Genomic DNA, 26,093 nt, shown 5'->3' on the forward strand with positions numbered 1-26,093 from the left:
AGCTCATGTTGATTCTACGGACAGTTCGCCGCCGTCTCCTGCTGGGGTTGGTCGCTATCGCGGTGACTTTGCCGGCCTTCGCCGCCGATCAGACCGATGACGAGGTTGCTTTCTTCCGGGCCGTGCAGGTCGACTATGTCGCCGGCGTCAAGAAGGTGCTGGCGCGCGGCCTCAATCCCAACGTGCGCGATCCCAGCGGCGAGACCGGCCTGATCCTGGCGATGCGCCACGAAGCGGTCAACGTCGCCACCTTGCTAATGGATCAACCGGGCATCGACCTGGAGGCCAAGGCGCCCAACGGCAACACGGCGCTGATGATGGCGGCTTTCCGGCAAAATAAGCCGGTGGTGCTGGATATGATCAAGCGCGGCGCGCATGTCAATCAAAAGGGCTGGACGGCGCTGCATTACGCGGCGGCGGCCGGCAGCGTGGAGATCACCAACATCCTGCTGGAACAGCATGCCTATATCGACGCCGAATCGCCGTCGGGAATGACGCCGCTGATGATGGCGGCGCGCGAAGGCAAGGAGGAGATTGTTGAATTGCTATTGCGGCAGGGCGCCGATGCCACGTTGCGGGATGGCGGCTTCAAGCTCACCGCAGCCGAGTTCGCCACCAAGGCTGACAAGCCCTGGATCGCCAAGAAGATCGAGGCGTTTTTGGCGGCCAGGCGGAAGTAAAGCCATAACGCTGGAATTGGCAGGGGTTTCCCACCTAGCTCGCGACTTTATAAGCGAGCAATCTTCACGATAATGGGTTCACCGTATTGCAATCAAAGTCCAATGCGCCATAACCAAGGGAAACCATGCTGAACGAACGCGAAATCGAAAGCTGCTATCTGGGGCAATTCATACCAGTCCATTACCATCACAATATGTTGATGGATCAGAACCGTATGCACGGGTTCAAGTCGGCCATCGATTACGCGGTCAAGCCCGGCGCCAAGGTGCTCGAACTGGGCGGCGGCACCGGCGTGCTGTCCTGGTTCGCGGCCGCCAAGGCGGAGAAGGTGTATTGCGTCGAGTTCAACCCCGACATGGTCAAGGAGGCGCGCAAGATGCTCGCGCTCAATCCCAATGGCGAAAAGGTCGAGGTCGTGCACGCGGACGCCTTCGAGTACCTGCCGCCGGAACCGGTCGACGTCGTCATCTGCGAGATGATCCATGTCGCCATGCTGCGCGAAAAGCAGGTCGAAGTGATCGAATCGTTCAAGCGCCGCTATCTGGAGCGCTTCGGCGGGCCGCTGCCGGTGTTCCTGCCGGAGGCGGTGATCATGGCCGTGCAGCCGGTGCAGCAGGAGTATGACTTCGAGGGCTTCTACGCGCCCATCGTCCAGTTCCAGGAGACCAACGTGGTCTATCCGGGCACGGTGGAGGCGGCGCAGCCGGCCGTCTACAGCATCATCGACTTCAACCAGCCCAACGAGCTCGCCTACGCCTGGGAGGGCAAGTTCGTCATCGAAAAGGCCGGCGAGATCAGCGCGATGCGTTTCGTGACCAAGAACGTGCTGGCCGTCGTCGCCGAGCGCTCGACCACCATCGATTGGCTGAACCACTACATGACCTTGCCGTTGGCGACGCCGATCAAGGCCCGGCAAGGTGACGTGTTGCAGGTCAGCTTCCAATACCGCGCGGGTGGCTCGATCCCGTCGCTGCAGGCCGCGCTGCGCGCCGAAATCCTGCACGATACCGTGACGCGGCCGGCCACGGCCATCGCGGCCTACGCTTAAAAAGTCCCCACGAAGGTCGTTCTGAAGCGTATATTTCGTTTTTTACCGAAAGAGATATATGGAACAGAACGACCAGCGCTACCTCATCCAGCAAAACAAGATCGCCGACGGCGAGACCAAGCCGCCCGTGTTCGCCAAAGTCATGCGCAGCAAAGAAGGCGCCTTCGAGGGCGTGTCCTTCATCAAGTCCAAGGAAAAAGCGTCGATCCTGACCATCGAGCAGGCCAACGAGGCCATCGCCTGGGCGGGCAAGAAGAAGCCGAACGCCCACGAGTACGTGACCAAGATTATCTGCCTGGGCCAGTAGTCCGGGCCAGCCAAGCCCCGTTTTTCCCTCCGTTTATCCCCGGATTCCTGCGATTGATCGCGTTTATACGCAGTTGGTCGCACGGCAATTGCCCGCGCCGTCGCACCGTTCTACAGTGACAGCATTGACAATCGCATCACTGGATCGGGGGCTTCTCATGCTGAGTTTTGTGCTGTGGCTGGTTCTGCTGTTTCTCTGCTGGCCGCTGGCCTTGCTGGCGCTGCTGCTGTATCCGGTGTTCTGGCTGCTGACCTTGCCGTTCAGGCTGATCGGGATAGGCGTGGAGGGGGTGTTCGAACTGTTGCGCGCCGTGGTGCTGCTACCGGCGCGCATCCTGCGCGGCTCGCCTGGTCGCTGATATGCCTCAGGCGGGCAACGCGATCCTTGTCCGCTTGGTCCCTTCCAAACGTGGCGCGCGCTGCGCCTCGTCCAGGCGGAACACGCCGACCACCTCCGACAAATGCGACGCCTGCTCGCGCATGCTTTGCGCCGCTGCCGCCGCCTGTTCGACCAGCGCCGCGTTTTGCTGTGTCACGTCATCCATTTGAATGATCGCCTCGTTGATCTGCGAAATGCCCGTGGTCTGCTCGGCGCTGGCGAGGCTGATTTCGCGCAGGATGCCGGTCACCCGCTGCACACTCGCCACCACCTCATCCATCGTGCTACCCGCCTGATTGACCAGCTGCGCGCCGGCGTCGACCTGCTGCACCGAGTTGCCGATCAGTGTCTTGATTTCCTTGGCGGCCGCCGCAGAGCGTTGTGCCAGATTGCGCACTTCGGAGGCGACCACTGCGAAGCCCCGTCCCTGCTCGCCGGCGCGGGCCGCCTCGACGGCCGCGTTGAGCGCCAGGATATTGGTCTGGAAAGCGATGCCGTCGATGACGCCGATGATGTCGACGATCTTGCGCGACGATTCGTTGATCGCGCCCATGGTGTCGACCACCTGCGCCACCACGTTCTTGCCCTTCAAAGCGACCTCCGAAGCGGACTCCGCCAGGATATTGCTCTGCTCGGCGTTTTGCGCGTTCTGCTGCACGGTGCTGGTCAGCTCCTCCATCGACGACGCGGTTTCCTCCAGCGCGCTGGCCTGGCGCTCGGTACGGGCCGACAGGTCCATATTGCCCGTGGCGATCTGGACCGACGCGGTCACCATCGTGTCGGTGCCGGTGCGGACCTGGCCGACGATGTCCGTCAGGCTCCGGTTCATGTCCTTGAGCGCGCTCATCAACTGGCCGGTCTCGTTGGTCGACGTCACCTCGATGCGCGCCGACAGGTCGCCGTCGGCGACACGGCGCGCCATGCCCACCGCGTGGTGCAGCGGCACGGTGATGCTGCGGCTGGCGCCCCAGGCGATCAGCAAGGTCAGCACCACGGCGGCCACGGCGATGCCGATCATCAGCCGGGCGGCCGAGGCGAAGCCCAGCTTGGTTTGTGTGGCCTCGTACTTCATGCGTTCGGTTTGCACCATGCTCATCTCGGTGAGCAGGCTGGCGTAGTTGCGCTCGTTCTGGGCGATGGTGGTCGTCAGCAAGGTACGGGCCTCATCCTGTTTGCTTTCATTGATCAGCTTCAGCAATGACGTCTGTCCTTCGAGGTCAACCTTGCGGGCGGCAACGATGGCGGTGAACAGCTCGCGCGCCTTGGGGATGTTGAGCACCTTGTCCATTTTGTCGAGCAGTTCGCGGTTGCTGGCCCGAATCGCGTTCAGCGTATCGACCTCGCGCTGCACGGCAGCTGCGTCGGCGGCCATGGTGACATTGCGCATGTGCTTGTGGATGTTGGCGACGTTGTATTTGACGTTGTTGGTCAGTTCGATTTTGTAATAGCGGTCGTCGATGATGTTGTGCAGGCGCTGTTCGGCCGACGACATGCCGCCCATGGCGACGGCGACGACGACGAGCAGCAAAGCGACGACCAGTCCGAAAGCCAAGCCTAGCCGTGCGCTAATTTTCAAGTTTGCGAATTTCATTATTTTCCCCCAGTGCGCCATGTATTGACGATGCATATCCGGTTCCGCCTGGTGTCTGGTGGCCGGTCAAGAAACCGGTCGCGTCAAATCGGAGGGAGACCGAAAGTATCTGCACAAGCAGATGCTGAGGGAAAATATAAGGCAGTTTCATGCCGGGAGGCAATGGGAATTTTGTGCCAAATTCGACACAGGAAAAAACCGCAAAACGAGCTTTGTGGCGGCTTTGCGGCTTGTTTGGCAATCTTTAGAAATCGACCTTGAAGCCGCCGCCGATGGATTTCTGCGCGTAGTTATAGTCGATCAAACTCTGGCCGTAACCGCTGAAGACCTGCACATACCCCTTCAGGTTGGCCGAGACCGGGAACGCCCAACCGGCCTGCAGACCGCCGTGGTTGGTGTGGAAGTTGCGCCGCGCCGTGACCGACAATTCATGTCCATCGAAACGGTAACTCGCGTTCAAATCGCCATGTCCGAGGTAATCGGTGATATCGATATTGTCGTTATCCGAACGCGCATTATCCAAACGCCGCCACAGACGGAAATTGACCGCGAAGTTGCCTTTCTCGGCGCCCACCTGCGCGTAAACCCGGTTCCAGCTGCGCGACAAGGTCGACGTCTGGCCGTTCGACTGGTGCACCAGGCCCAAGGTCAGGAAGCGCACGTCGACGCCGCCCAGGTTCAGCGCCAGCGGCGTGGTCAGCATCAGCTCCGGCTGGTAGTTGGTCTCGCGGAACGGGCTCGATTCGGAGCGGTTGTAAGCCTGCCAGAAACTCTCCTGCGTGTAGCCGAACCACAGATCGACCGGCCAGCCGAAGGCCTGCTCGATCATCTTCATCTTGAAGCTAAGCTGGTACATCAACTCGACGTGCTTGGATTTGAGGCCGTCGGGCGAGAATTCCTGGAACGGCGTATCGTTGCTGCTGCTGCTGTAGTTCGCCAATAACAGATAGGTGTCGCGGTGCGGGCGGAAGTTGAACACGCCGCGCTTGGCCGAGCGGTCCAGCTCCCACCATTGCACCATGCGCGAGACCTTGTCCTGCGGCGGGATGGTGGTCAGCTCGGCGACCTTGGCCGGGATGGCCGCATCGGCCGGCGCCGCCGGCGGTTCGGCCGGCTGGGTGCTGGCCGGCATGACCAGGTTGCCGACCAGTTTGCTGTCGTTGCCCGGATCGGGCACGCCGACGGCCGCGCCGCCCGCCGCCTGCTTGGTCGGCGTGGTGCGCGCCAGGCCGTCGTAACAGGCGAGGCGGGCGCTGGCGTCGCCCAGTACCGAGCAACGTTCGATGCGCAATTCGAGATCGGCGGCCTGGGGCGGAGCGGACTGTGCTAAAGCCAGAGCCGGTCCCATGCCTAAGGAGAGGAGGAGGGCGGTTTTACGTCGGAGGACCATGCATTTTTTCCAGGTGAGATGTAAGCTTGCAGTTTATTACACAGACTACATTACTTGCCGTTAGGTATGTCGCACATTAGGAAAGTTTTTCAGGACTTGATTTCGGCAACTATCGCCGCACTTGAGACTACCCAAGGCTTAAAGACACTACGTGTTCAAGGAGATTTGTGATGACCCGCAAGACCCCCATCGAGCGTTACCGCAACATTGGCATCAGCGCGCACATCGACGCTGGCAAGACCACCACGACGGAGCGCATCCTGTTTTATACCGGCGTCAATCACAAGATCGGCGAGGTGCACAATGGCGCCGCGACGATGGACTGGATGGAGCAGGAACAGGAACGCGGGATCACCATCACCTCGGCCGCCACCACCGCCTTCTGGAAAGGCATGGCCGGCAATTTCGCCGAGCACCGCATCAACATCATCGACACGCCGGGCCACGTCGACTTCACGATCGAGGTCGAACGCTCGATGCGCGTGCTCGACGGCGCCGTCATGGTCTATGACGCGGTCGGCGGCGTGCAGCCGCAATCGGAAACCGTCTGGCGCCAGGCCAACAAGTACAAAGTGCCGCGCATCGCCTTCGTCAACAAGATGGACCGCGTCGGCGCCGACTTCTTCCGCGTGCGCGAGCAGGTGGCCAACCGCCTCAAGGGCGTGGCCGTGCCGATCCAGATTCCGCTGGGCGCCGAGGATAACTTCCATGGCGTCGTCGACCTGGTGAAAATGCGCGCCATTAACTGGGACGACGAAAGCCTGGGCGTCAAGTTCACCTACGAGGACATCCCCGAGCACCTGCAAGCGCTGGCGCAAGAGTGGCACGACAAGATGGTCGAGGCCGCCGCAGAAGGCACGCCCGAGCTGCTCGAAAAATACCTGGACGGCGGCGTGCTGACCGAGGAAGAGATCAAGACCGGACTGCGCCTGCGCACCATCCGCAACGAGATCGTGCCGATGCTGGCCGGCAGCGCGTTCAAGAATCGCGGCGTGCAAGCGATGCTGGACGCGGTCGTCGAATACCTGCCGTCGCCGCTGGACGTGCCGGCGATCGCCGGCACCGACGAGGACGACAATCCGATCGAGCGGCATCCGAGCGACGCCGACCCGTTCTCGGCGCTCGCCTTCAAGATCATGACGGATCCGTTCGTCGGCCAGCTGACCTTCTTCCGCGTGTACTCGGGCGTGGTCAATTCCGGCGACACGGTCTACAACCCGACCAAGAGCCAGAAGGAGCGCCTGGGCCGCATCCTGCAGATGCACGCCAACGAGCGCAAGGAGATCAAGGAGGTGTACGCGGGCGACATCGCCGCCGCCGTCGGCCTGAAAGGCGTGACCACCGGCGACACCTTGAGCTCGCCGGACCACGTCATCGTGCTGGAAAAGATGATCTTCCCGGAACCGGTGATCTCGCAGGCGGTCGAACCGAAGACCAAGGCCGACCAGGAAAAGATGGGCATCGCGCTCAATCGCCTGGCGCAGGAGGACCCGTCCTTCCGCGTGCACACGGACGAGGAATCGGGCCAGACCATCATGTCCGGCATGGGCGAGCTGCACCTGGAGATTCTGGTGGACCGCATGCGGCGCGAGTTCAGCGTCGAGGCGACGGTGGGCAAGCCGCAGGTGGCCTACCGCGAGACCATCCAGAAGGCCGCGAGCGATGTCGAAGGCAAGTTCGTCAAGCAATCGGGCGGGCGCGGGCAGTACGGCCACGTGGTGCTGACCCTGGAACCGATGGAGCCGGGCAAGGGCTATCAGTTCGTCGACGCCATCAAGGGCGGCGTGGTGCCGCGCGAGTTCATTCCGGCCGTCGACAAGGGCGTGCAGGAAACCTTGCGCAGCGGCGTGCTGGCCGGTTATCCGGTGGTGGACGTCAAGGTGACGTTGACCTTCGGCTCGTACCACGATGTCGACTCGAACGAAAACGCCTTCCGCATGGCCGGCTCGATGGCGTTCAAGGATGGCATGAAGCGGGCCGACCCGGTGCTGCTGGAACCGATGATGCAGGTCGAGGTGGAAACGCCGGAGGAGTTCATGGGCAACGCCATGGGCGACCTGACGGCGCGGCGCGGCATGGTGCAGGGGATGGACGAGATTCCCGGCGGCGGCGGCAAGATCATCCGCGCGCTGGTGCCGCTGGCGGAGATGTTCGGCTACTCGACGACCTTACGTTCGCTCACGCAAGGGCGCGCCACGTACACGATGGAGTTCAAGCACTACGCGGCGGTGCCCAAGCACATCCTCGACCAGATCGCGGTGTCATCGAAGTCGCGGCATTGACGGGGAAATATTCAAGCCCGGGCAGATGGCTTGAATAACAACGGAACCACGTAGGGCGGATTAGCGCAGCGTAATCCGCCATGCGTGGGTCCCGTTGACCCATGCATCAGCCGATGGCCGAGGCTAATCAAACACCTTCAACTTGAGCTGGATCGACAGCGCGCCATACAACCGGTCCTTATACTTCGGCACGAAGGCGACATTCACCCCCACGCTTTTATACTCAAAGCTCGCCGTCGGTATCAGCGCCGGGAACCAGCCTCCATCGCGCATCTTCGGATAGCCGTTAAACCCGCCCACCACCGCGCCCAGCCGCACCGGCCCAACGTTGAACGGCTGGTAATACACGCCGATATAATTCGAATACGCCCGGTCGCTGTTATAAAACCGCCCGGCGGTCGCCGACGCCACCGTGGAAAATCGATACTCCGCCCCCAAGCCCGGATTGCTATCGTTCAAATCCTTGTCGCGGTCGAAGTGATACGAGTAAAACCCGCCATTGAGCCAGACCTCCTTCAGCGGCGCCGATTCGATGGTCTCGAAGGTATCGGCCACGGCCGCTCCGGACAGGCAAGCCAACAACGGCAGCAGCGCGCCGGCCGCGATGGAACTACGCAAACGCTTGATCATCCGAAGCTTTCTTCAGTGTTGTTGAGGACGTTGGATTATAGCGAATGATGGTCAGATCGTGATGCGCCAGCCGCGCTTCTCCGCGTAGATCGTCGCCAGCCAGAAGACCGCGGTGAAGCAGGCCGCGAAAGCCAGCGAGGCCGCCGCCGGCCCCAGCAGCGGCGTGAGCGGCGTGGCGAAGACATTTTGATACAGCGGCGTTAGCACGCCGCTGTAGGCCAGCAGGCAGGTGGCGATCCACGATCCGGCGTAGGCGGCGATGGCGTTGATGCCCATTGCGCGGCCCAGCGGCGGCCAGCCGCGCACGTCGATCAACTGGTAGGCTACGGCGATGGCCAGCATGCCGAAACCGCCCGTCCACAGGACGAACGACGACGTCCACAGTTGTTTGTTCAGCGGCAGCAGCAACGACCACACACCACCGGCGGCCAACGCCACGACGCCGCCGATGGCGAGCTGGCGAATCCGGCCGTCGCGTAGCCAGGCGCCCGCGCGCAAGCCGATGATGACCGTGGCCAGCGACGGCAGCGTACTCAAGATGCCTTCGGGTTCGTGCGCCAGCCCCGTCGCCGCATCGTATTGGTAGGACAGTGGGCCGAGCAGCGCGCTGTCGATGCGGTCGGCCAGATTCAGGTTCGGCTCCAGCGAACCGCCGGCGACCAGCATTCCCCAATACCCGAGCAGTATCGCGACCAGGATCGCCCACTGCGCCCGCGCGCCGCGCACGTAGATGGCCAGCAGGCCCGCCGACGCGAAGCAGATGCCGATCCGCTGTAGTACGCCGAGCAGGCGGAATGGACGTCCGTCCATCAACAGCGTGGAGAGGACGTTGAGGGCGAGACCGAGCAGGAAGATGCGCGCGCCGCGCAGCAGCACCGTGCGGGCCAGCGCCTTGCGGGCGAGCGGACCGGCGTCGGCGTCCAGTTGCCGGCCCAGCGCCAGATGGAGCGACACGCCGACGATCAGCAGGAAGGTCGGGAAGATGAAGTCCGCCGGCGTGCAGCCGTGCCAGTGTGCGTGCTCGAACCAGGGATAGATGTTCGACCAGTCACCCGCGTTGTTCACCAGGAGCATGGCGGCCACGGTCAGGCCTCGTACGGCGTCGATAGAGTTAATGCGCATAGTTTCTTGTTAGAGTTGTAGTTTGATGTGCAGGCGGTTGAGGCCAGCGACCAGCGCCATGACGATCAGGGCGTAGGCCACCGCCCAGATCAGGCCCGGCACGCCGGCGCCCAGCACGGAAGGAAAGGCCAGGTTCAGCGTCTCCATCAGCGCGTAGATGATGAAGGGGAGGATATAGGTGAGCAGGGGATTGGCGGCGGCCGGCCGGAAGAACGCAACCCAGCCGCGCTGCTGTTTCAAGTCCACCAGCCAGTACATCGCCGCGAACAGCAGTACGCAGATCGCGGCGCTGTACAGCGCCCAACTCGGCGTCGCGCCGATCTTCGATATCGTGAACCAGGGCCGCAGCGCGAACGCCAGCGCCGCCAGCAGCGCCGCGAACAGAAGCGCCTTGGCGAACGGTTGCGCGCGCGGACGGCCATCGATGAAGAAGATCATCGTCGTCAGCACGCCGCACAGGGCGATGGCGGTATGAATCGCGTTGCCGGATTGTGCGCCCAACAGCTTCCACAACGCGGACGGCTGCGCAGCACCGGCGTTGAACACGCAGTACCAGGCCACGCAGGCGAGCACCGTCAGCGCGATCGGCAGCGGACGCGCGCGGGTCAGGCGCCAGGCGATGGTCGCATACAGATACGCCCAGCCGATCAGCCCAAGTATGCCCCACCATTGCGGCGCCAACCTCTCATTGCCATCCGGTCCGCCGCGAAAAACGAGCGCCAGCGCGACTAGCCCGGCCAAGCCGGCCAGCCGTAGCGCGAGGGCCAGCCGCTTGTCCTCGAAGCGGTAGACCGCCCACACCAGTATCGCGCAAAGGTAGAACAGCAGCGACCAGACGTGGATGGTCATGCCCATCGCCGCCTCGTTGTAGCCCGCTTCCGCGTTGACCATGAAGACGCCGAACACCAGCATGCCGGCGGCACGGGCCAGCACGTGGCGCCACAACTTCCAGCCCGTGTCGCCCGCCGCCTGGCGCTGCGCCATTGCGAACGGTATCGACATGCCGACGATGAAAAGGAAGGCGGGGAAGACGACATCGGGAAAGGTCATGCCGTCGACGCCGGCGGCCACGTGTCCCATCCAGGGTGGCATTCCGCTCACGCCCGCCAGCGTGTTTACAAAGATCATGACCAGGATGGTGATGCCACGGAAAGCATCGATAGCAAGTACGCGCAAGATTTTAATCTTTCTATTTAGATACTCTAAGATTATCATCTATTTAATCTTTAGATCTATAATCTCGCCGCTAAAAACTCTTTCGTGGACCTCATGATCTCTATCGCCCGCCTGCTGCCGCTGATGCTTGTTTTGCCCCTGGTGCTTGGAGGCTGCGGCGCATCGATGAAACAGCGCATAGAAGCTTGCAAGACGGGAGACTGGAACCAGATCGGCCGGACGGACGGTCTTGACGGCGCGCCGCCCACTTTCGCCGATCGCAAGGACTTCTGCGACGATCATGGCGACGACAAAAAGCCCGCCGGCGCCGATGCCGGCGCGCGCTATACAGCCGGCTGGGAGCAGGGCAACCGGGAGATGTGGGCGGCGGTAGGCGCCATCGATGGCGCGAAGGGGCTGCAGCAATCGCAGTACGCGGTGCGCGCGGCCGGCGACGAGGTCCGCAAGCGCAAGACGCCGTTGAACCAGGCGGGCTACGACGAGGGCTGGTTGAAGGGGAACTCCCAATATTGGGAAGGCATCGGCAAGAGCGAAGGCGCCGAGGGCCTGCCGTTGACGAAGAAGGAGGACAGCCGCGCGCGGGCCGCGGCCGCGCAACTGCGCTTCGACGAAGCGGCATACACCAACGGCTGGCACGCCGGTAACCGCACTTTCTGGCAGGACGCCGGCTTCACCGACGCCCGCAACGGCACGCCGGACAGCCGTTTCCGGGACCGCGCTGCGGCCGCGCGAGACGCCGGGGTGCAGGTGCAGGAGGAAGTGTACCGCACGGCCTGGAACGCGGAGATCGTCAACTACTGGCGCAATCTCGGCGCGCAGGACGCCGTCAGCGGCAAGGAGTTCGGCACGCGCGGCAAGGAGGCGCGTCAAAAGGGCTTGAAGGTGTTCGAGTCCGAGTACCGCAAGGCTTGGGAAAAACGCCTGGACGACCACTGGCGCCAGGCGGGCCTGGAGGACGGCTACGGCAAACCGTTCCTGCTGGAGGAGCGCAAGGCCAGCGCCTCGCGCGACGGCGTATTTGTCATTCCTTCGACGCGCGACGTCTACACCAAGGCATGGGAGGAGCAGAACGCCAAATACTGCGTGCCGGAGAACGCCTTCGAACGCGGTCGCGCCAACAGCGGCATGGCGGTGGAGGTATGCCGGGGCGAACTGCGTAACCAGCTAAAGCGCGCGTACGTTAGCGGGCAGGATTTCGAGGTGGCGGCGATGAAACGCGCGCAGGCGCTCAACGACGTCAACGATCTTGAAAGCCGTTTGTACGACGCCAATCGGCGCCTGGGCCGCCTGGAGCGTGATACACGCGGCGCGCAGGAATCCAAGGACCGCCAGGTCAACGAGGAGTCCAAGAAGCAGGACCGCCGCCGCGAACAGGAAAGGCGCGAGCTGATCGACTACATCCGCCGCCTTGAATGGCAGCTGGACGAAGCGCGCCGCTGGGTCGAGCGGCACGACATGCAAATGCAGCGCCTGCGCCGCGAGATATACTAAATCGCCGAAATGGCGCCGCGCGCGGGCCGCGCCATCAGTACGCCTTTTAACCTGACCTCACAGCATGTGTTCAATGAGCAGGTGCTCAATGGCCTCGACGCATCTCTCGCGACGACGGCCCGTAGAGAAACTATTCCCTTTCATTTCGGCAACATGGTATTCTTGCCTCGAAGGGCTGAATGCGACAGAGAGCCGACGTTTGTTCCCTGTCCGCGCTCCCGACCGCCTCTCGTTGACAGACATAAGACGATATGTTTATCGAAGCGGTCAGCTGTCAATGAGGATTCCAGGATGAAACTCAACCCTGCGGAGGTGCGCGATGCTGGCCTCCTGCTGCAGCGCCAAACCGGACGCACGTTTTGGCATGTGATGTCGATCGGTTGCCAGACCGCGCTCGTGGCGCACTTGCTTTTCGCACTGCTCTTCTATGCGATCGACGTCCCGGTGATGGTCTGGGTCAACGGCGCCAGCATGTTGATCTATGTCGCCGCCCGGCTGGCGCTGAAGCACCGCCGCAACAGCGTGGCAATGGGGCTGATCTGGATCGAAATCATCCTGCACGCCGCGTTGGCCGTGACCCTGATCGGTTGGGACAGCGGCTTCCACTATTACCTGATGGTGATGCTGCCCATGATCTTTGTCAGCCCCGGCGCGAAGCTGCGACGCAAGCTGCTGCATGGCGTTGTGCTGCTCGCCATCTACTTGGCGCTCGATGCCTACGCACACGCAAACGCGCCCCCGGTGACGGTGTCGCATGATGTGCTGACACTGTTGCGCTGGTTTAACGTCAGCGCCGGCTTCCTGATGCTGGGCTTGCTCGCGAACGTTTATTACAAGGCGGTATTGGCGTCGGAACAGCGGTTGCGCGCGATCGCATCGACCGACCCGCTGACCGGCGCGCTGAACCGCCGGGCAATGATTTATGCGGTGGATACCGCCCTGGTCGCGGGCGGCGCGTCAACGCTGTTACTGGCCGACATAGACCTCTTCAAGCGCATCAACGACGCCTTCGGCCACGAGGCCGGCGACGGCGTACTGGTGCAGGTGGTGCAGGCGATCGAGGCCAGTGTGCGACCGGACGAACGGGTGGCGCGCTGGGGCGGCGAGGAGTTTCTAATCTGCGTGGCCGGGGGCGTCGAACAGGGCGCCAACATCGCCGAACGCATCCGCGCCTCGGTCGAGGCGTTGCGGATCGCCGATGACGGCCGGCCGCTCTCGGTCAGCGTGACGATCGGCTGCGCTACCCGCCTGCCTGGCGAAACGTTCGAGCACTGCGTGGCGCGTGCCGACGCCGCGCTCTACCGAGGCAAGCAGGCCGGCCGCAACCGCGTGGTGATTGCTGACCCTTCGCAACCGTTAGCGAAGAGCTGAAGTCGTTTAAGGTACACGCGCCCGAAGAGTAACGAACAGGTCGGGTTGGTGGAGCATTTTGAACTGGACGACGCTCTCACTTAGTGACATGCGGAATGTGAGGGGACTTGTCGCGCGGCCATCTCTGCCCGGCGACATGCATATTGGATCAGTTCCTGTTTTTATAGGTGATGCGACCGCTCAGTTTGATCGTGCCTTGGCCCGTGCTGATGTCTTCAGTGCCGGTCATGTTGCCGCCGCCGCTGGCCTTGTTGAATTTCCCCGTGCCGCCTGTCACTTGGAACGTGGCGCCAGTGAATACGAAATTCGACCCTACGCCCGTTGGAACAAACTGACCGCTATAGTCGGCGAAGATCTGGTCGCCGGCTACGGTGAGGACAATCAACTTGCCTGCGCTGAACGTAAACAACGTGCCGCTTTGGGTGATGCAATCATTGGCGATGAATGCCACCGGTCCGGTAAGGGCGCCTTCGCCACGCCCGATGATCACGCCGCCGAACTTGGACGGACAGCGCAGCGACGGGCCAGGAATTTCCGTCAGCGTGCCGTTGATTTCAATTGGCATAGTAACGGAAGAATCAGCCATCGACGCGCTGGAAACAGCGAGCCAAAGGGCGCCGGCAGCGACGCGCAGGGGCAATTTATTCATCGAGCATCTTTCGGAGGAGGGGCGAATTTCCAATCATAGAACTTCATTGTGAAAATGACAATCAGACATTGTTTTTTTGTTGTTATTCCGCTCATCTGACCGCTAGTAACGGCAGCTTCGGGAGACTTTTGCCCGGCAGTGACAAAGCGTGAACTTTTTGCATTAGCAAGTTGCTATCCTGATAGTTACCGGCTGGGTCAGGCTTGGACCGGACATTCAATGGAAATTAACAAGCAACGGACTTTGATGTATGCAATCAGATTACTTATGCATAAACCTAGTTATTCGTATTGGATTGAAGGAAGTTGCCCTGCATCCAGACCATCCATAGGAAACGACCATCCCGTTGCAGGACAATTGGAAAGATAACGAAATATGGCAGCAGATTTTCGTGCTGAGGTTGAAAAAGTTCGGACTTGGCTAATCACCAACCGTTGGGTAGATCAATATGAGTTCTGGTGGAGCGAAGGTGGTGTAATAAGCGCTTTCCAGGAATTCTTGGCACGCGTGTCGCCGGAGAACTGGTCAGCCGATGACGTCACGGACATACTCTACGTGCTTGAGCAGGCCAACACTGATCACATAGCTGAACTTGTCGCACAAAGCGAGCCGACGATGCTTGCAATCGCCAAACACTCACTTGCGAGAGGTGGGCTTGCAGGTGACGACATTGCTGAGCAACTAGGGTGCTGCGTTCAGCTTCGCGATGAGGCGGAAGTGCTATTGATTGCGTTTATGCAGGACGAGCACGAACGTACACGTAGGATGGCGCTCCTCTCATTGGCGCACATGCAATCAACTGCTGTTGTTTCTTGTGCCAAGGCTGCGTGGGAAAGTGGGGACGAGTATTCGCAGATGGGGGCACTTTCTGCACTCAAAACTGTTGGTTCAGGCCTGTTTGCGTCATACCTTTCACAAGCCTTGGCAGATAGACGAGAGAATTTGCTGGCCTTAGCTAAAAGGTACGCTGATGAGCTAGCGAAAGATAATTCGCATCAACCATCGGGCTCAGCCGAGACCGGCCACAACCGCCAACAGCGGCCTTACCGTTGAATACGGATTTACATTTCGATTTGGAGATGATTTTGAAATTTGATGATGCCTCATGGCATTCTGGCGGTGACTTTCCTGCTGGATTGGCTGCCGAAGCTGCCGCAACCCACATTGGTATGTTCGTGGGCTGGTGTTTACTTAATGGATTAGCTGGAGAACTCCATGCAGTCGAATTTAACAATGAACTAAAATTCCTGAAGAACAGGGTGACCACTCCTGGAGCTTGGTTTTTAGAACACTGCGATGGTAAATTCACCGACGAAGATGTTAACGAAGAGGGCAGCTCGTTCGCCGCCTCATATTATGAAGGGGAGTTGCCGGAATACGTTACGGATTATGAAAAAGCTGTTGGGGAGGGATTAGAATCGCTATACCATGTGTCAGACACTTGGGATTCGTATAATCTGTTGGAACCCGTAATTGCGAGTAGATTTTCTGAATGGAAGAAAAAGTCGGGTTAGAATTTGAGCTTGCAACGTCCGCTTTGGGGAAGCAGACACACGGCAGGAGGTCGGCGTTAAGATAACGGCCGTGTTCGCAGCCGTACTGATGCCAGGGCACAATCACTGCTACCGACACTGGCCGGTGGTGAGCATGCTAGCCAGAACCCGACCGATCAGGGCAAGCTCGGCTGCAAACATATCTACTGGCATGGCATGCCCGCACCACACCGCCCCTCCGCCTGGCCTACCTCTTCGGCGTCAGCATCAGCAGCCGGCCGCGCGGACCGTCTTCCAGCAGCCATAGCGCGCCATCCGGCCCGGTGCGCACGGCGCGGATTCGTTCGCCCATGTCCCAATGATCCTCCTTGGTGGCATTCTCGCCGTCGAGGGCGATGCGGTCCAGCGACTGGCCCGAGAGGCCGGTGATGAAGAGGGAATTTTTCCACTTCGGGAACAGATCCGCGTCATAGTAGGCGAGGCCGCCCGGTGAAATGGCCGGGTTCCAGGACACTTTCGGGGCCTCGAAGCCGTCGCCGGGCGCGTGGTCGGGGATGTCCCGGCCGTCATAGTGGCTGCCATTCGATGCCCTCGGCCAGCCATAGTTGAGGCCTGGCTTGATCAGGTTGATCTCGTCGCCATGGCGCGGCCCCATCTCCATTTCCCACAGGCGCCCCTGCCTGTCGAAGGCGATGCCCAGCAGGTTGCGGTGGCCATACGACCAGACGGCTGCATGGAAGCCCTTGGCCGCGAGCGGGTTGCCGGCGGCCGGCGTGCCGTCGAGGTTCAGGCGCAGCACCTTGCCTTGCGTCGACCCGGGGTCCTGCGCCGGATCGAGAAGCTGGCGGTCGCCACTGGTGAAGAAGAGATGCTTGCCATCCGGCGAAAAGCCGATACGGCCCGAATAGTGCCCGCCAGTCGAAGCATCCTGGCCGCGGAAAATGGCTTTTGTATCCTTGAGCGTGCCGCCTGCCTGATCCAATGTCGCGGTGGCGAGCACGACCCGGCTGCTGGCACCGGGGGCCGCCTCGGAGTAGCTGAAGTAGATCAGCTTGCTGGCCGCGAAATCGGGAGCGGGCACGATGTCCATGAGCGCGCCCTGGCCCTTGCTGCTGACGGCGGGTGTGCCGGACACTGTCCGCCTGGTACCGGTTGCGGGATCGAACAGGATCATCGCTCCTTCTTTTTGCGTAACCAGCACGTTGCCGTCGGGCAGGAATGCCATGGCCCATGGGCTCTTGAATGTGCCGACCGGCTTGACCTCGAAAGGCAGGCCGCCGGTCGCGGATGCGCTGGCCTGCGCGTTCGCGGCTGCCGGGGCGGCGGCGAACGCGAGCAGGGTGAGCGAGAAAGTGGTGGCAAGGCCGAGCATGCTCATATTCATGTTTTCCAGATCTCCATTCGCGTATTGATGCCAGGTTGTTGGGGCGAAAAGCACTGCTGGTCCATAGGGGCGTTGGGGAGTGTAGAGCAAAACTCCCTCAAATATCGCGGATTCACATCAAAAGTCGACCGTCGCCGACAACACCGCCGTACGCGGCGACCCGAGCACCAGATACCCCGAACCCGGATATCCGCCGGCCGACGCCCAGTAGCTCTTGTCCGCGACGTTGTCGATCCGCGCGCGGAAAGTGACCTTGCGGTCCGCGATGGTGGCGACATAGCTCGCGCCGATATCCAACCGGCTCCACGACGGCAACTCCTGCAGATTCGCGCCATCGGCATACTGCGACGACGTGTACAACGCCCGCGCGTTCAGATTCAGGCCACGCACGCCCGGCACATCCCACTCCGCGCCTATGTTCAACTGCGTCTTCGGCACGCCGATCACGTCGTTGCCTTGATTGACGCCGCCGGCGGTGACGCGCTGCTCGGTGTCGAGCAAAGTCAAGCCGCCCAGCACGCGCAGGCCGCGCGTCGGCACGCCGAACACGGTCATCTCCAGACCACGGTTACGCTGCTCGCCGAAGACGCCGAAGATCCTGTTTTGCACGTAGGCCGATGGCTGCTTGGTGCTGAACACCGCCGCGCTGGCGCCCACCGTGCCGATATCGTACTTGACGCCGATTTCCTTTTGCTTCGATACGTACGGCGCGAACGACTGTCCGATATTGTCGACGTCACCGGACGCCACCGGCCCCTGTTGCAGGCCTTCGGTATAGTTCGCGTACAGCGACACCGCTTTCACCGGACGGTAAACGATGCCGGCCATCGGCGTGTTCTTGCTTTGATCGTAGTGCGACAGCGAGGCGCCGGAGTTGTAGTCGTAGCTGTCGGACTTGATGGTCTGGCGGCGCACGCCGACGGTCAGCAGCACCTTATCGTCCAGCATGGACAGCGTGTCCGCCAGCGCGTAGCTGGACAGGATCGATTTGGCGGTCATTTTGGGATCGCTCATGGCGCCGCCGGTGAAGTAATCGGCGACCGGCGCCGCCACATCGACCGGAGTGAAGATATTGGTCGCGAAGCCGGCGAAGTTACTGAATGCGTAGGCGTTGCGTGACTCGGTCCAGAACCCCGACGCCGTCGCGCTCAGGCTATGGCCGATGGCGCCGGTGCGCAGCTTGGTGCGCACGCCGATTTCGCCGGTGCGCACGCTGTCGTGGCGCACGTTGTCGAAGCGATACATGCTGGCCGCGCCGCCGGTACTGCCAACGGTAGGTTCGGCGATGATGTTGGACTCGTCGCCGCTGCGCGCGCCCAGCGCTGCCCAAGCCACCGTGTCCTTGACCAGATCGACTTCGCCGCGCAAGGTGCCGAAGGTGTCGCGTTCCTTCGAGTGCGTCCACTTCTGCGCCCAGTTGCTGTCCGAGTCCGGCGCGGAGGGCAGGGCGATGCCTTGGCTGACCGTCACGCTCGGGCGCGCGCCTTGCAGGTTGTGGTTCTGATAGCCGACATCGGCCGACAGGCGGAAGCCGCGTCCCTGGAAGTCGACGCCGACGGAGGCCACCGACAACTCGCGCTTCTCGCCGTCGATGGGCGTGTCGCCGTCGCGGCGCACCGCGTTGACGCGGATGCCGGTGTTGCCATTCTCGCCGAAGCGGCGGCCGATGTCGACCGCGCCGTAACCCTGGCCGCCGCTATCGACGCCGACCGTCAGCTGCGTCAGCGGGGTGTTGCTGGCGCGCTTGGGCAGCAGGTTGATCGAGCCGCCCACGCCACCGCCGCCAGGCGCCGCGCCGTTGATGAAGGAGTTCGCGCCGCGCAGCACTTCCACGCGCTCGAGCAGTTCGGAGGCGACGAACTGGCGCGGCAACAGGCCGAATAAACCGTTGTACGCCAGGTCGTCCGAGTTGACCGGGAAGCCGCGAATCACATACAGCTCCTGGTAGTTGCCGAAGCCGCGCGCGACGCGCACCGACGGGTCGTTTTGCAGCACGTCGGCGACGCTGCGCGCTTGCTGGTCCTGGATCACGGCCTGGGTGAAGTTGAGCGTATTAAACGGCGTATCCATCATGTCCACATTGCCCAGCAGGCCAAGACGGCCGCCGCGCGCCACCTGGCCGCCGGCGTAATCCTTGGTCAAGCCGTCGGCCGACGCATCCGCCGAGGCGCTGATGACCACGGTCTGGATCTTGCCCTCGGCGACATCGGCCGCCGCGCCTGCGGCGGTTTGAGCTTGCGCGCCGGCGGCGCCGGCCATGAGCATCGCGGCCAGCGCGAACGGGGACAATTTCAGATTTGGAGTGGGCATGATTCGTTTAATTTTTGGTAAGTAAATGAGAGTGATTCTCAATTATAGCGCTGGAGTCCGCAGTATTGCTACTAAATGAGAGTGATTTGCATTATCATTGTAATTTCCGGTTCGCCGTCTCACTCTCAAAATGACACCTGTTACCGTCCGCCGTTGGGCCTGGATCCATAAATGGAGCAGCCTGGTCTGCACCGTGTTCATGCTGCTGCTGTGCCTGACCGGCTTGCCGCTGATCTATCACCACGAGATCGACCACCTGCTGGGCAACGCCATCGAGGCGCCGAAGATGGCGCCGGACACGCCCAAGGCCGATCTCGACGCCGTCATCGCCGCCGCCAAGGCGCGCTATCCGAACAAGCTGGTGATGTACATGTCGCAGGAGGCGGACGAGCGCGAGATCTGGTATCTGACGATGGGCGACCATCCGACGGACGAAGGCTTCAAGTCGGTCGCCGTCGATGCGCGCACCGCCAGGGTGCTGGCCGAGCCGAGTTTCGAGGGCACCTTCCTGGGCGTGATGTTCCACCTGCACGTGGATTTGTACGCCGGCCTGTGGGGCAAATTATTCCTCGGCTTTATGGGACTGTTGCTGGTGGTGGCGATCATTTCCGGTGTCGTGCTGTACGCGCCGTTCATGCGCAAGCTGGAATTCGGCGAAGTGCGGCGCGAGCGCGGTCCGCGCGTCAAATGGCTGGACCTGCACAATATGCTGGGCATCGTCACGCTGACGTGGGCGCTGGTGGTGGGCGCGACCGGCATGATCAACACCTGGGCGGATCTGCTGGTCAAGTACTGGCAAGCCACCGAGATGGCCGAGATGACCGCGCCCTACAAGGATCTGGCGTTGCCGAGCAAGCTGGGTTCGATGCAGAAGGCGATGGACAACGCCGTCGCCGCCGAGCCGGGCATGCAGGTGGGCTTCGTCGCCTTCCCGGGCACCGCGTTCTCCAGCCCGCATCACTACGGCATCTTCATGCATGGCAACGAGGCGCTGACGTCGCGCCTGTACAAACCGGTGCTGATCGATGCGCAAACCAGCGAGATCACCGATCGACGCAAGTTGCCGTGGTACCTGACGGCGCTGCTGGTGTCGCAGCCGCTGCACTTCGGCGACTACGGCGGCGCATGGATGCAGTTCCTCTGGGCGATGCTCGATATCGCCACCATCTTCGTGCTGGGTAGCGGTGTGTACCTCTGGTTGAAACGGGGCGTGCAGGCCAAGGCGCCGGCGCGCAAGGAGGATGACGATATCGTCGCGGAATCGCGGGAGCCCGCCTACGCGGCCGAAGGGGAGGCGCGATGAGCGGCGCGAGTCCCTTCCTCCGCATGTGGGGCGCGCCTATCGTGTTGGCGATACTGACGGTGGTCGGCCTGGTTTCCGCCTTGCTCGGCGACGGCGTGTGGGATTACGTTTCCGCCGTCGCGCTCGGTGTACCGACCGTCGCTTGCGCGTGGTATGGCTTGCGCCGTTAAGTTGCCGCGCGGCTAACCCGCCAGATTCCGCAGGCCTTGCTGTTGCCGCTTGTCCATCAGCAGCGGCAATAACTGCGTGGTCAGTTCGTTCAGCTCGGAGCCGCCGCGCTCTCGAATTTTGTTCACCTGGGCGACGATCTGGTCGTTCGCCAAGGTGTACTCGACGGTTTTTAGCATCTCGATGCGGCTGCGTATGCGCCGCAAGTCGTCGACCGCCTTGGGCTCGGCGGTCAGTTCGGTTTCCTCCACAACCGCCAGCAACACGTCGGTGATCAACCCGAGCTGTTTGCCGTACGACGCGACGCCGCTGAAGGCCTTCTCTTCAATTGCCGCGTTGCCTGCACCGGGGGTAATCCAGTGTGAGAACCACGTCAGATCGGGGTCGATCTGTTGCATTACTCCACCGCTCCAGGGGAAGTAAAATTGTGGCGACCAGGTCCAGAATGAAAGTGGCGATGTCATGATGACTCCTTTTAATTGTAGGTCTTGCGCTCTGTTAGACAGGGCTCATCAGTTAAGTTCAAAATATATAACTGCTAATTGATGTGGGTTTAGGGCAATTAAAGGCGCGGCTGCCGCACCGCACAAATCGGCGGTTGCTTTTTGTGCATGGATTGCTATCATTTGCCGGGTCATCCTCCAGGAGCCCCAATGAATGCATCGAGCCGGCAGCAATCCACGCACCCCAACTACGACCGTCTGATCGCCGCCGCCCGCGACGCCGGGCCGGTGACGGTGGCGGTGGCCCATCCATGCGACCGCAACGCACTGGAGGCGGCGCTGGATGCGGCCGAAATGGGCTTGATCACGCCCATCCTGGTGGGCCCGCGGGCGCGTATCCAGAAGGCGGCCGACGAGGCGCAGTTCGACATCTCGGCGCTGCCATTGATCGACACGCCGCACAGCCACGCTTCGGCCGCGCGCGCGGTGGAGCTGGTGCGCGAGGGCAAGGCGCAGGCGCTGATGAAGGGCAGCCTGCACACCGATGAACTGATGGGTGCCGTGGTGGCCGCCGACACGGGGCTGCGCACGGCGCGGCGCCTGAGCCACTGCTTCATCATGGATGTGCCGGGGCGCAGCGAACCGCTGATCATCACCGACGCCGCCGTCAACATCAATCCGGGGTTGAGCGAGAAGGTCGACATCGTGCAAAACGCGATCGACCTGGCGCTGGTGCTCAAATTCGATCCGGTCAAGGTGGCCATCCTGGCCGCCGTTGAGACGGTCAGCGCCAAGATGCCGTCCACCATCGACGCGGCGGCCCTGTGCAAGATGGCCGACCGCGGCCAGATCACCGGCGCCATCCTCGACGGCCCGCTGGCGATGGACAACGCCATCGATCCGGAGGCGGCGGCGATCAAGAACCTGGTGTCGCCGGTGGCGGGGCAGGCGAATGTGCTGATCGCGCCGGATCTGGAGGCGGGCAATATGCTGGCCAAGAGCCTGACCTTCATGGCCGGCGCCGGCGCGGCCGGCATCGTGCTGGGCGCGCGCGTGCCGGTCATCCTGACCAGCCGCGCGGACTCGGTGGAGGCGCGTCTGGCGTCGTGCGCGGTGGCGGTGCTGCTGGTGCACAGCAAGGCCTCCGTCGTCGCCGCGACCGGGGCCTGAGGCGATGGCGCCCAACGACTGCATCGTCGTCATCAACGCCGGTTCGTCCAGCATCAAGTTCTCGCTGTTCGACGGCCCGTCGCTGCAGCCTGCGCTGCGCGGCAAGATCGAGAACCTGTACGCCGGCGTGACGCGTTTCATCGCCCGGGATGCGCAGGGCGCGACGGTCGGCGAGCGAAGCTGGCCGGATGCGCCCATCGATCACGAGGCCGGCATGCGCTTCCTGATCGACTTCGCGCAGACGCATCTCGATGGCAGGCGGGTGGCCGCCGTCGGGCACCGCATCGTCCATGGCGGCGTCGCCTACAGCGGGGCCCAGTTGCTGGATCAGGCCGTGGTGGCGGAGCTGGACAAGCTGGTTCCGCTGGCGCCGTTGCACCTGCCGCACAACCTGGCGCCGGTGCGCTCGATGATGGCGCTGGCGCCGGAGGTGCCGCAGGTGGGCTGCTTCGATACCGCCTTCCATGCCGGCCAGCCGGCGCAGGCGCAGGCGTTCGCGCTGCCGGCCCGGATCACCGATCTCGGCGTACGCCGCTACGGCTTCCACGGCCTGTCCTACGAATATATCGCCAGCCGCCTGCCGCAGGCGGACCCCGGCCTGGCCGGGGCCAAGGTGGTGGCCGCGCATCTGGGCAACGGCGCCAGCATGTGCGCGATGTCGGGCGGGCGCAGCGTCGCCAGCACGATGGGCTTTACCGCCGTCGACGGCCTGCCGATGGGCACCCGCTGCGGCGACCTGGATCCGGGCGTGGTGCTGTATTTGATCGACGAGCTGGGCATGGACGTGGCGGCCGTCCAGAAGCTGCTGTACCAGGAATCCGGCCTGCTGGGTGTATCGGGCATCTCGGCCGATATGCGCACATTGGAGGCGAGCGGCGATCCGCGCGCCAGGACCGCCATCGGCTTGATGGTCTACCGCATCGGCCGCGAACTCGGTTCGCTGGCCGCGGCGCTGGGAGGGCTCGATGCGCTGGTGTTCTCCGGCGGCATAGGCGAGAACAGCGTGGCGCTGCGCGCCGCCGTCTGCCGCGACGCGGCCTGGCTGGGCGTGGAGTTGGACGCGGCGGCCAACGACGCCAATCCGCACGGCGTGGCCCGCATCAGCGCCGCCGGCAGCAAGGTCGCGGTCTGGGTGGTGCCGGCCAACGAGGAGCTGATGATCGCCCGCCACACACTGGCGATGCTGGAGGAGCCATGAATACTGAAACCGTTTTTCCCATTTTGGCCGGCAAGCGCGCGCTGGTGGTCGGCGTGGCGAACGAGCACTCGATCGCCTGGGGCTGCGCGCTGGCGTTCCGCAAGGCGGGCGCCGATGTGGTGCTCACCTACCTGAATGACAAGGCGCTGCCGCACGTGGCGCCGTTGGCGGCGCAAATCGACGCGCAGCTGCTGCCGCTGGACGTGACCCAACCGGGTCAACTCGAAGCGCTGTTCGCGATCCTTGCAGGGCAGGGCAAGCTCGACATCCTGGTCCACTCGATCGCGTTCGCACCGAAGGCGGATTTGCAGGGCGGCCTGCTCGATTGTTCGCTGAACGGTTTTCTGCAGGCGATGGATGTATCGTGCCACTCGTTCGTGCGCATGGCCAAATTGGCGGTGCCGCTGATGACGGACGGCGGCTCGATGTTCGCGATGAGCTACCACGGCGCCAACAAGGTGGTGCCGAACTATAACGTCATGGGGCCGGTGAAGGCGGCGCTGGAGGCGTCGTGCCGCTACCTCGCGTATGAACTGGGGCCGCGCGGCATCCGGGTCCACGCGATCTCGCCGGGACCGTTGAAAACGCGGGCGGCGTCCGGCCTCAAGGATTTCGACCGGCTGCTGAACGAGGCGGTCGAACGCGCGCCGCTGGGCGAGTTGGTCGACATCGACGATGTCGGCGCCACCTGCGCGTTTCTGGCGACGCCTTACGCGCACCGGCTCACCGGCAGCACCGTATATGTCGACGGCGGGTTGAATATCGTCGGTTGACCGAGCCGGTGCGGCTAGTTGTCCATTTCCCGCCGCGCCAGGAACGCGTGGATCTGCGATACCACGGCGGCGCCTTCGCCGACGGCGGCGGCCACCCGTTTGGTCGAATTGGCGCGCACGTCGCCGATGGCGAACACCCCCGGCACGCTCGTTTCCAGGCTGGCCTGCCGGCTTTCGAGCGTGCAGCCCGGGGCGTCGTAGCCGGTCAGGATGAAGCCTTTGGCGTCGACCTCCACGCCGCAGTCGCCCAGCCAGCCGGTGTTCGGATCGGCGCCGATGAACAGGAACAGGCGCCGCAGGTCGTAGTCGGTTTCGACTTCGTCGCGGTTGTCGCGCACGCGCACCTGCCGCAATCCATCCTCGCCGGTCCCTTCCAGCGCGACGATCTCCGAATGCGTGTGCAGCACGATGTTCGGCGTCGCCTCGATACGTTCGATCAGGTAGCTCGACATCGTCGAGGCCAGGCTGTCCTTGCGGATCAACATATGCACCCTGGACGCGAAGCCGGACAGAAAGACCGCCGCCTGGCCGGCCGAATTGCCGCCGCCGACCAGCATCACTTCCTCGCTGGCGCACAGTTTGGCCTCGAGCGGCGAGGCCCAGTAGTACACGCCCTTGCCCTCGAACTGGGTCAGGTTGGCCAGGGAAGGACGGCGATAGCGCGCCCCGCACGACAGCACCACCGTGCGCGCTTGCAGCCGTTGCAGGCTGCCGCACATTTCCACTTCGAGCGGATAAGTATCGCAAACCAGCCGTCCGGCCGGCGCCGGTATCGCCATCTCGACGCCGAACTTGCGCGACTGGACGTAGGCGCGGCCGGCCAGCGCGCGGCCGGAGATCCCGGTCGGGAAGCCCAGGTAGTTCTCGATGCGGGCGCTGGCCGCCGCCTGGCCGCCGTAGGCCCGCGTTTCCAGCGCCAGCACGGACAAGCCTTCGGAGGCCGCATATACCGCCGTCGCCAGTCCGGCCGGTCCGGCGCCGACCACGATCACGTCCCACACCTGGGCGGAGCTCAGCTCCGGCAGCGTGCCGAGGCAGCGTCCGAGGTCCACCGTCGATGGATTCTTGCGCACGCTGCCGTCGGGGCACACCACCATCGGCAGTTCCCCGGGCAGCGGGTGATACCGTTCGCACAGGGCGCGCGCCTGTTCGTCAACCTGCGGGTCTAGCACCTTGTTGGGTATCCCGTTGGCGTTCAACCAGCCCTGCAGCGCGTGCACGCGCGGATGGCCAGGTGTTGCAATCAGTACTACGCCGCTGGCGCCGTTATCCATCAATTCGACGCGCCGCAATATGAAGGCGCGCACGATCTTCTCACCCAGTTCCGCCTCCGCCACCAGCAGCGCGCGCAGCGATTGCGTGGTCAGCACCAGGACTTCGACGGCACCGATGGCGTGGCCGTTGACCAGCGACGGCGCGTTGGACAGCTGGCTCATTTCGCCGGCGAATTCGCCCGGCAGATGTTCGGTGATCACCGACGTGTTTCCCAAGCCGTCATAGCGGCTGATGCGGATTTTCCCGGCCAGCAGGACGAACATGCCGAAGGTGCTGCGGCCGGCCTCGAACAGCATCTCGCCGTCGCGGTAGCAGGCGCGCGCGCCAAAGCGCTCGATCCGCCGGACCTCGGACGCATCGAGTTTGGGGAGTGCCTGGCCGGCGCGGGATTTGAAGGTGTCGTAGGTCGTCATGATCACAGTTTAACGCGGTTAAATGCTGCACTGCCAGATTCTAAAGG

General features: G+C 62.8%; 24 protein-coding genes. 14 read left to right on the forward strand and 10 right to left on the reverse strand.

Features of this window, described 5'->3' with window-relative positions; all coding sequences use genetic code 11:
- Positions 1-5 precede the first annotated feature (5 nt).
- The 4 genes from AC07P1_RS16085 to AC07P1_RS16100 all read left to right on the forward strand — a co-directional run bounded on the left by AC07P1_RS16085 (position 6) and on the right by AC07P1_RS16100 (position 2,394).
- Positions 6-680 carry an ankyrin repeat domain-containing protein gene (locus AC07P1_RS16085; RefSeq protein ID WP_494696761.1) on the forward strand — a complete coding sequence of 225 codons (675 nt, stop codon included), beginning with the start codon at positions 6-8 and terminating at the stop codon, positions 678-680.
- A 125-nt stretch (positions 681-805) separates the two neighbouring features.
- Positions 806-1,729 (forward strand): class I SAM-dependent methyltransferase, encoded by a 924-nt coding sequence (locus AC07P1_RS16090; protein WP_494696762.1) that lies wholly within the window; start codon positions 806-808, stop codon positions 1,727-1,729.
- A gap of 58 nt (positions 1,730-1,787) precedes the next feature.
- Positions 1,788-2,036, forward strand: coding sequence for a hypothetical protein (locus AC07P1_RS16095; protein WP_090318763.1), 249 nt, complete (start codon positions 1,788-1,790; stop codon positions 2,034-2,036).
- 157 nt (positions 2,037-2,193) lie between these two features.
- Positions 2,194-2,394 (forward strand): hypothetical protein, encoded by a 201-nt coding sequence (locus AC07P1_RS16100; RefSeq protein WP_090318760.1) that lies wholly within the window; start codon positions 2,194-2,196, stop codon positions 2,392-2,394.
- A 6-nt stretch (positions 2,395-2,400) separates the two neighbouring features.
- Here the strand turns inward: AC07P1_RS16100 and AC07P1_RS16105 are convergent, their stop codons facing one another.
- Both AC07P1_RS16105 and AC07P1_RS16110 read right to left on the reverse strand, forming a co-directional pair.
- The gene (locus AC07P1_RS16105; RefSeq protein WP_494696763.1) at positions 2,401-4,005 is read right to left on the reverse strand and encodes a methyl-accepting chemotaxis protein; all 1,605 of its coding nucleotides are present in this window, start codon (positions 4,003-4,005) and stop codon (positions 2,401-2,403) included.
- Positions 4,006-4,249: 244 nt separating this feature from the next.
- Positions 4,250-5,353, reverse strand: coding sequence for a phospholipase A (locus tag AC07P1_RS16110; protein ID WP_494696862.1), 1,104 nt, complete (start codon positions 5,351-5,353; stop codon positions 4,250-4,252).
- A gap of 212 nt (positions 5,354-5,565) precedes the next feature.
- Here AC07P1_RS16110 and fusA point away from each other — a divergent pair, with 212 nt between their 5' ends.
- Positions 5,566-7,677 (forward strand): elongation factor G, encoded by a 2,112-nt coding sequence (gene fusA, locus AC07P1_RS16115; RefSeq protein WP_494696764.1) that lies wholly within the window; start codon positions 5,566-5,568, stop codon positions 7,675-7,677.
- Between the two features lie 123 nt (positions 7,678-7,800).
- Here the strand turns inward: fusA and AC07P1_RS16120 are convergent, their stop codons facing one another.
- The 3 genes from AC07P1_RS16120 to AC07P1_RS16130 are packed head-to-tail and all read right to left on the reverse strand — an operon-like array spanning position 7,801 to position 10,605.
- On the reverse strand, positions 7,801-8,307 hold the full coding sequence (locus tag AC07P1_RS16120; RefSeq protein ID WP_494696765.1) for a hypothetical protein: 507 nt from the start codon (positions 8,305-8,307) through the stop codon (positions 7,801-7,803).
- A gap of 51 nt (positions 8,308-8,358) precedes the next feature.
- Positions 8,359-9,429, reverse strand: coding sequence for an acyltransferase family protein (locus tag AC07P1_RS16125; protein WP_494696766.1), 1,071 nt, complete (start codon positions 9,427-9,429; stop codon positions 8,359-8,361).
- Between the two features lie 9 nt (positions 9,430-9,438).
- Positions 9,439-10,605, reverse strand: a complete 1,167-nt coding sequence (locus AC07P1_RS16130; RefSeq protein ID WP_494696767.1) for a DUF5009 domain-containing protein — start codon at positions 10,603-10,605, stop codon at positions 9,439-9,441.
- Between the two features lie 93 nt (positions 10,606-10,698).
- Here AC07P1_RS16130 and AC07P1_RS16135 point away from each other — a divergent pair, with 93 nt between their 5' ends.
- Both AC07P1_RS16135 and AC07P1_RS16140 read left to right on the forward strand, forming a co-directional pair.
- Positions 10,699-12,096 (forward strand): DUF2799 domain-containing protein, encoded by a 1,398-nt coding sequence (locus tag AC07P1_RS16135; RefSeq protein WP_494696768.1) that lies wholly within the window; start codon positions 10,699-10,701, stop codon positions 12,094-12,096.
- A 291-nt stretch (positions 12,097-12,387) separates the two neighbouring features.
- A complete protein-coding gene (locus tag AC07P1_RS16140) occupies positions 12,388-13,467 on the forward strand; it encodes a GGDEF domain-containing protein (protein ID WP_494696769.1) in 1,080 nt (359 codons plus the stop codon).
- Positions 13,468-13,615: 148 nt separating this feature from the next.
- Here AC07P1_RS16140 and AC07P1_RS16145 read toward each other — a convergent pair whose 3' ends face one another.
- Entirely contained in the window at positions 13,616-14,116 is a 501-nt protein-coding gene (locus AC07P1_RS16145; protein WP_494696770.1) for a hypothetical protein, read from the reverse strand.
- A gap of 375 nt (positions 14,117-14,491) precedes the next feature.
- Here AC07P1_RS16145 and AC07P1_RS16150 point away from each other — a divergent pair, with 375 nt between their 5' ends.
- Positions 14,492-15,169, forward strand: coding sequence for a HEAT repeat domain-containing protein (locus tag AC07P1_RS16150; protein ID WP_494696771.1), 678 nt, complete (start codon positions 14,492-14,494; stop codon positions 15,167-15,169).
- A 32-nt stretch (positions 15,170-15,201) separates the two neighbouring features.
- Positions 15,202-15,630, forward strand: coding sequence for a DUF7832 domain-containing protein (locus AC07P1_RS16155; protein WP_494696772.1), 429 nt, complete (start codon positions 15,202-15,204; stop codon positions 15,628-15,630).
- Positions 15,631-15,856: 226 nt separating this feature from the next.
- On the opposite strand, the gene AC07P1_RS16160 is transcribed toward AC07P1_RS16155, so the two are convergent.
- Positions 15,857-16,993 carry a PQQ-dependent sugar dehydrogenase gene (locus AC07P1_RS16160; RefSeq protein ID WP_494696773.1) on the reverse strand — a complete coding sequence of 379 codons (1,137 nt, stop codon included), beginning with the start codon at positions 16,991-16,993 and terminating at the stop codon, positions 15,857-15,859.
- 117 nt (positions 16,994-17,110) lie between these two features.
- On the reverse strand, positions 17,111-19,303 hold the full coding sequence (locus tag AC07P1_RS16165) for a TonB-dependent receptor (protein ID WP_494696774.1): 2,193 nt from the start codon (positions 19,301-19,303) through the stop codon (positions 17,111-17,113).
- A 130-nt stretch (positions 19,304-19,433) separates the two neighbouring features.
- Here AC07P1_RS16165 and AC07P1_RS16170 point away from each other — a divergent pair, with 130 nt between their 5' ends.
- Positions 19,434-20,606 (forward strand): PepSY-associated TM helix domain-containing protein, encoded by a 1,173-nt coding sequence (locus AC07P1_RS16170; RefSeq protein ID WP_494696775.1) that lies wholly within the window; start codon positions 19,434-19,436, stop codon positions 20,604-20,606.
- The gene (locus tag AC07P1_RS16175) at positions 20,603-20,776 is read left to right on the forward strand and encodes a hypothetical protein (protein WP_494696776.1); all 174 of its coding nucleotides are present in this window, start codon (positions 20,603-20,605) and stop codon (positions 20,774-20,776) included. The genes AC07P1_RS16170 and AC07P1_RS16175 overlap by 4 nt, the downstream gene beginning before the upstream one ends.
- 12 nt (positions 20,777-20,788) lie before the next feature.
- Here AC07P1_RS16175 and AC07P1_RS16180 read toward each other — a convergent pair whose 3' ends face one another.
- Entirely contained in the window at positions 20,789-21,172 is a 384-nt protein-coding gene (locus AC07P1_RS16180; RefSeq protein WP_494696777.1) for a hypothetical protein, read from the reverse strand.
- Positions 21,173-21,427: 255 nt separating this feature from the next.
- Here AC07P1_RS16180 and AC07P1_RS16185 point away from each other — a divergent pair, with 255 nt between their 5' ends.
- Genes AC07P1_RS16185 through fabI form a run of 3 tightly spaced genes read left to right on the forward strand, consistent with a single transcriptional unit; the run spans position 21,428 to position 24,358 of the window.
- A complete protein-coding gene (locus AC07P1_RS16185; RefSeq protein ID WP_494696778.1) occupies positions 21,428-22,387 on the forward strand; it encodes a phosphate acetyltransferase in 960 nt (319 codons plus the stop codon).
- A 4-nt stretch (positions 22,388-22,391) separates the two neighbouring features.
- Positions 22,392-23,585, forward strand: a complete 1,194-nt coding sequence (locus tag AC07P1_RS16190) for an acetate/propionate family kinase (protein ID WP_494696779.1) — start codon at positions 22,392-22,394, stop codon at positions 23,583-23,585.
- Complete coding sequence (fabI, locus tag AC07P1_RS16195; RefSeq protein ID WP_315220012.1) at positions 23,582-24,358, forward strand: enoyl-ACP reductase FabI; 777 nt, start codon at positions 23,582-23,584, stop codon at positions 24,356-24,358. The genes AC07P1_RS16190 and fabI overlap by 4 nt, the downstream gene beginning before the upstream one ends.
- 14 nt (positions 24,359-24,372) lie before the next feature.
- Here the strand turns inward: fabI and AC07P1_RS16200 are convergent, their stop codons facing one another.
- The gene (locus AC07P1_RS16200; RefSeq protein WP_494696780.1) at positions 24,373-26,046 is read right to left on the reverse strand and encodes an FAD-dependent oxidoreductase; all 1,674 of its coding nucleotides are present in this window, start codon (positions 26,044-26,046) and stop codon (positions 24,373-24,375) included.
- Positions 26,047-26,093 lie beyond the last annotated feature (47 nt).

The organism is Duganella sp. GW821-FHT07F09, from assembly GCF_059418705.1.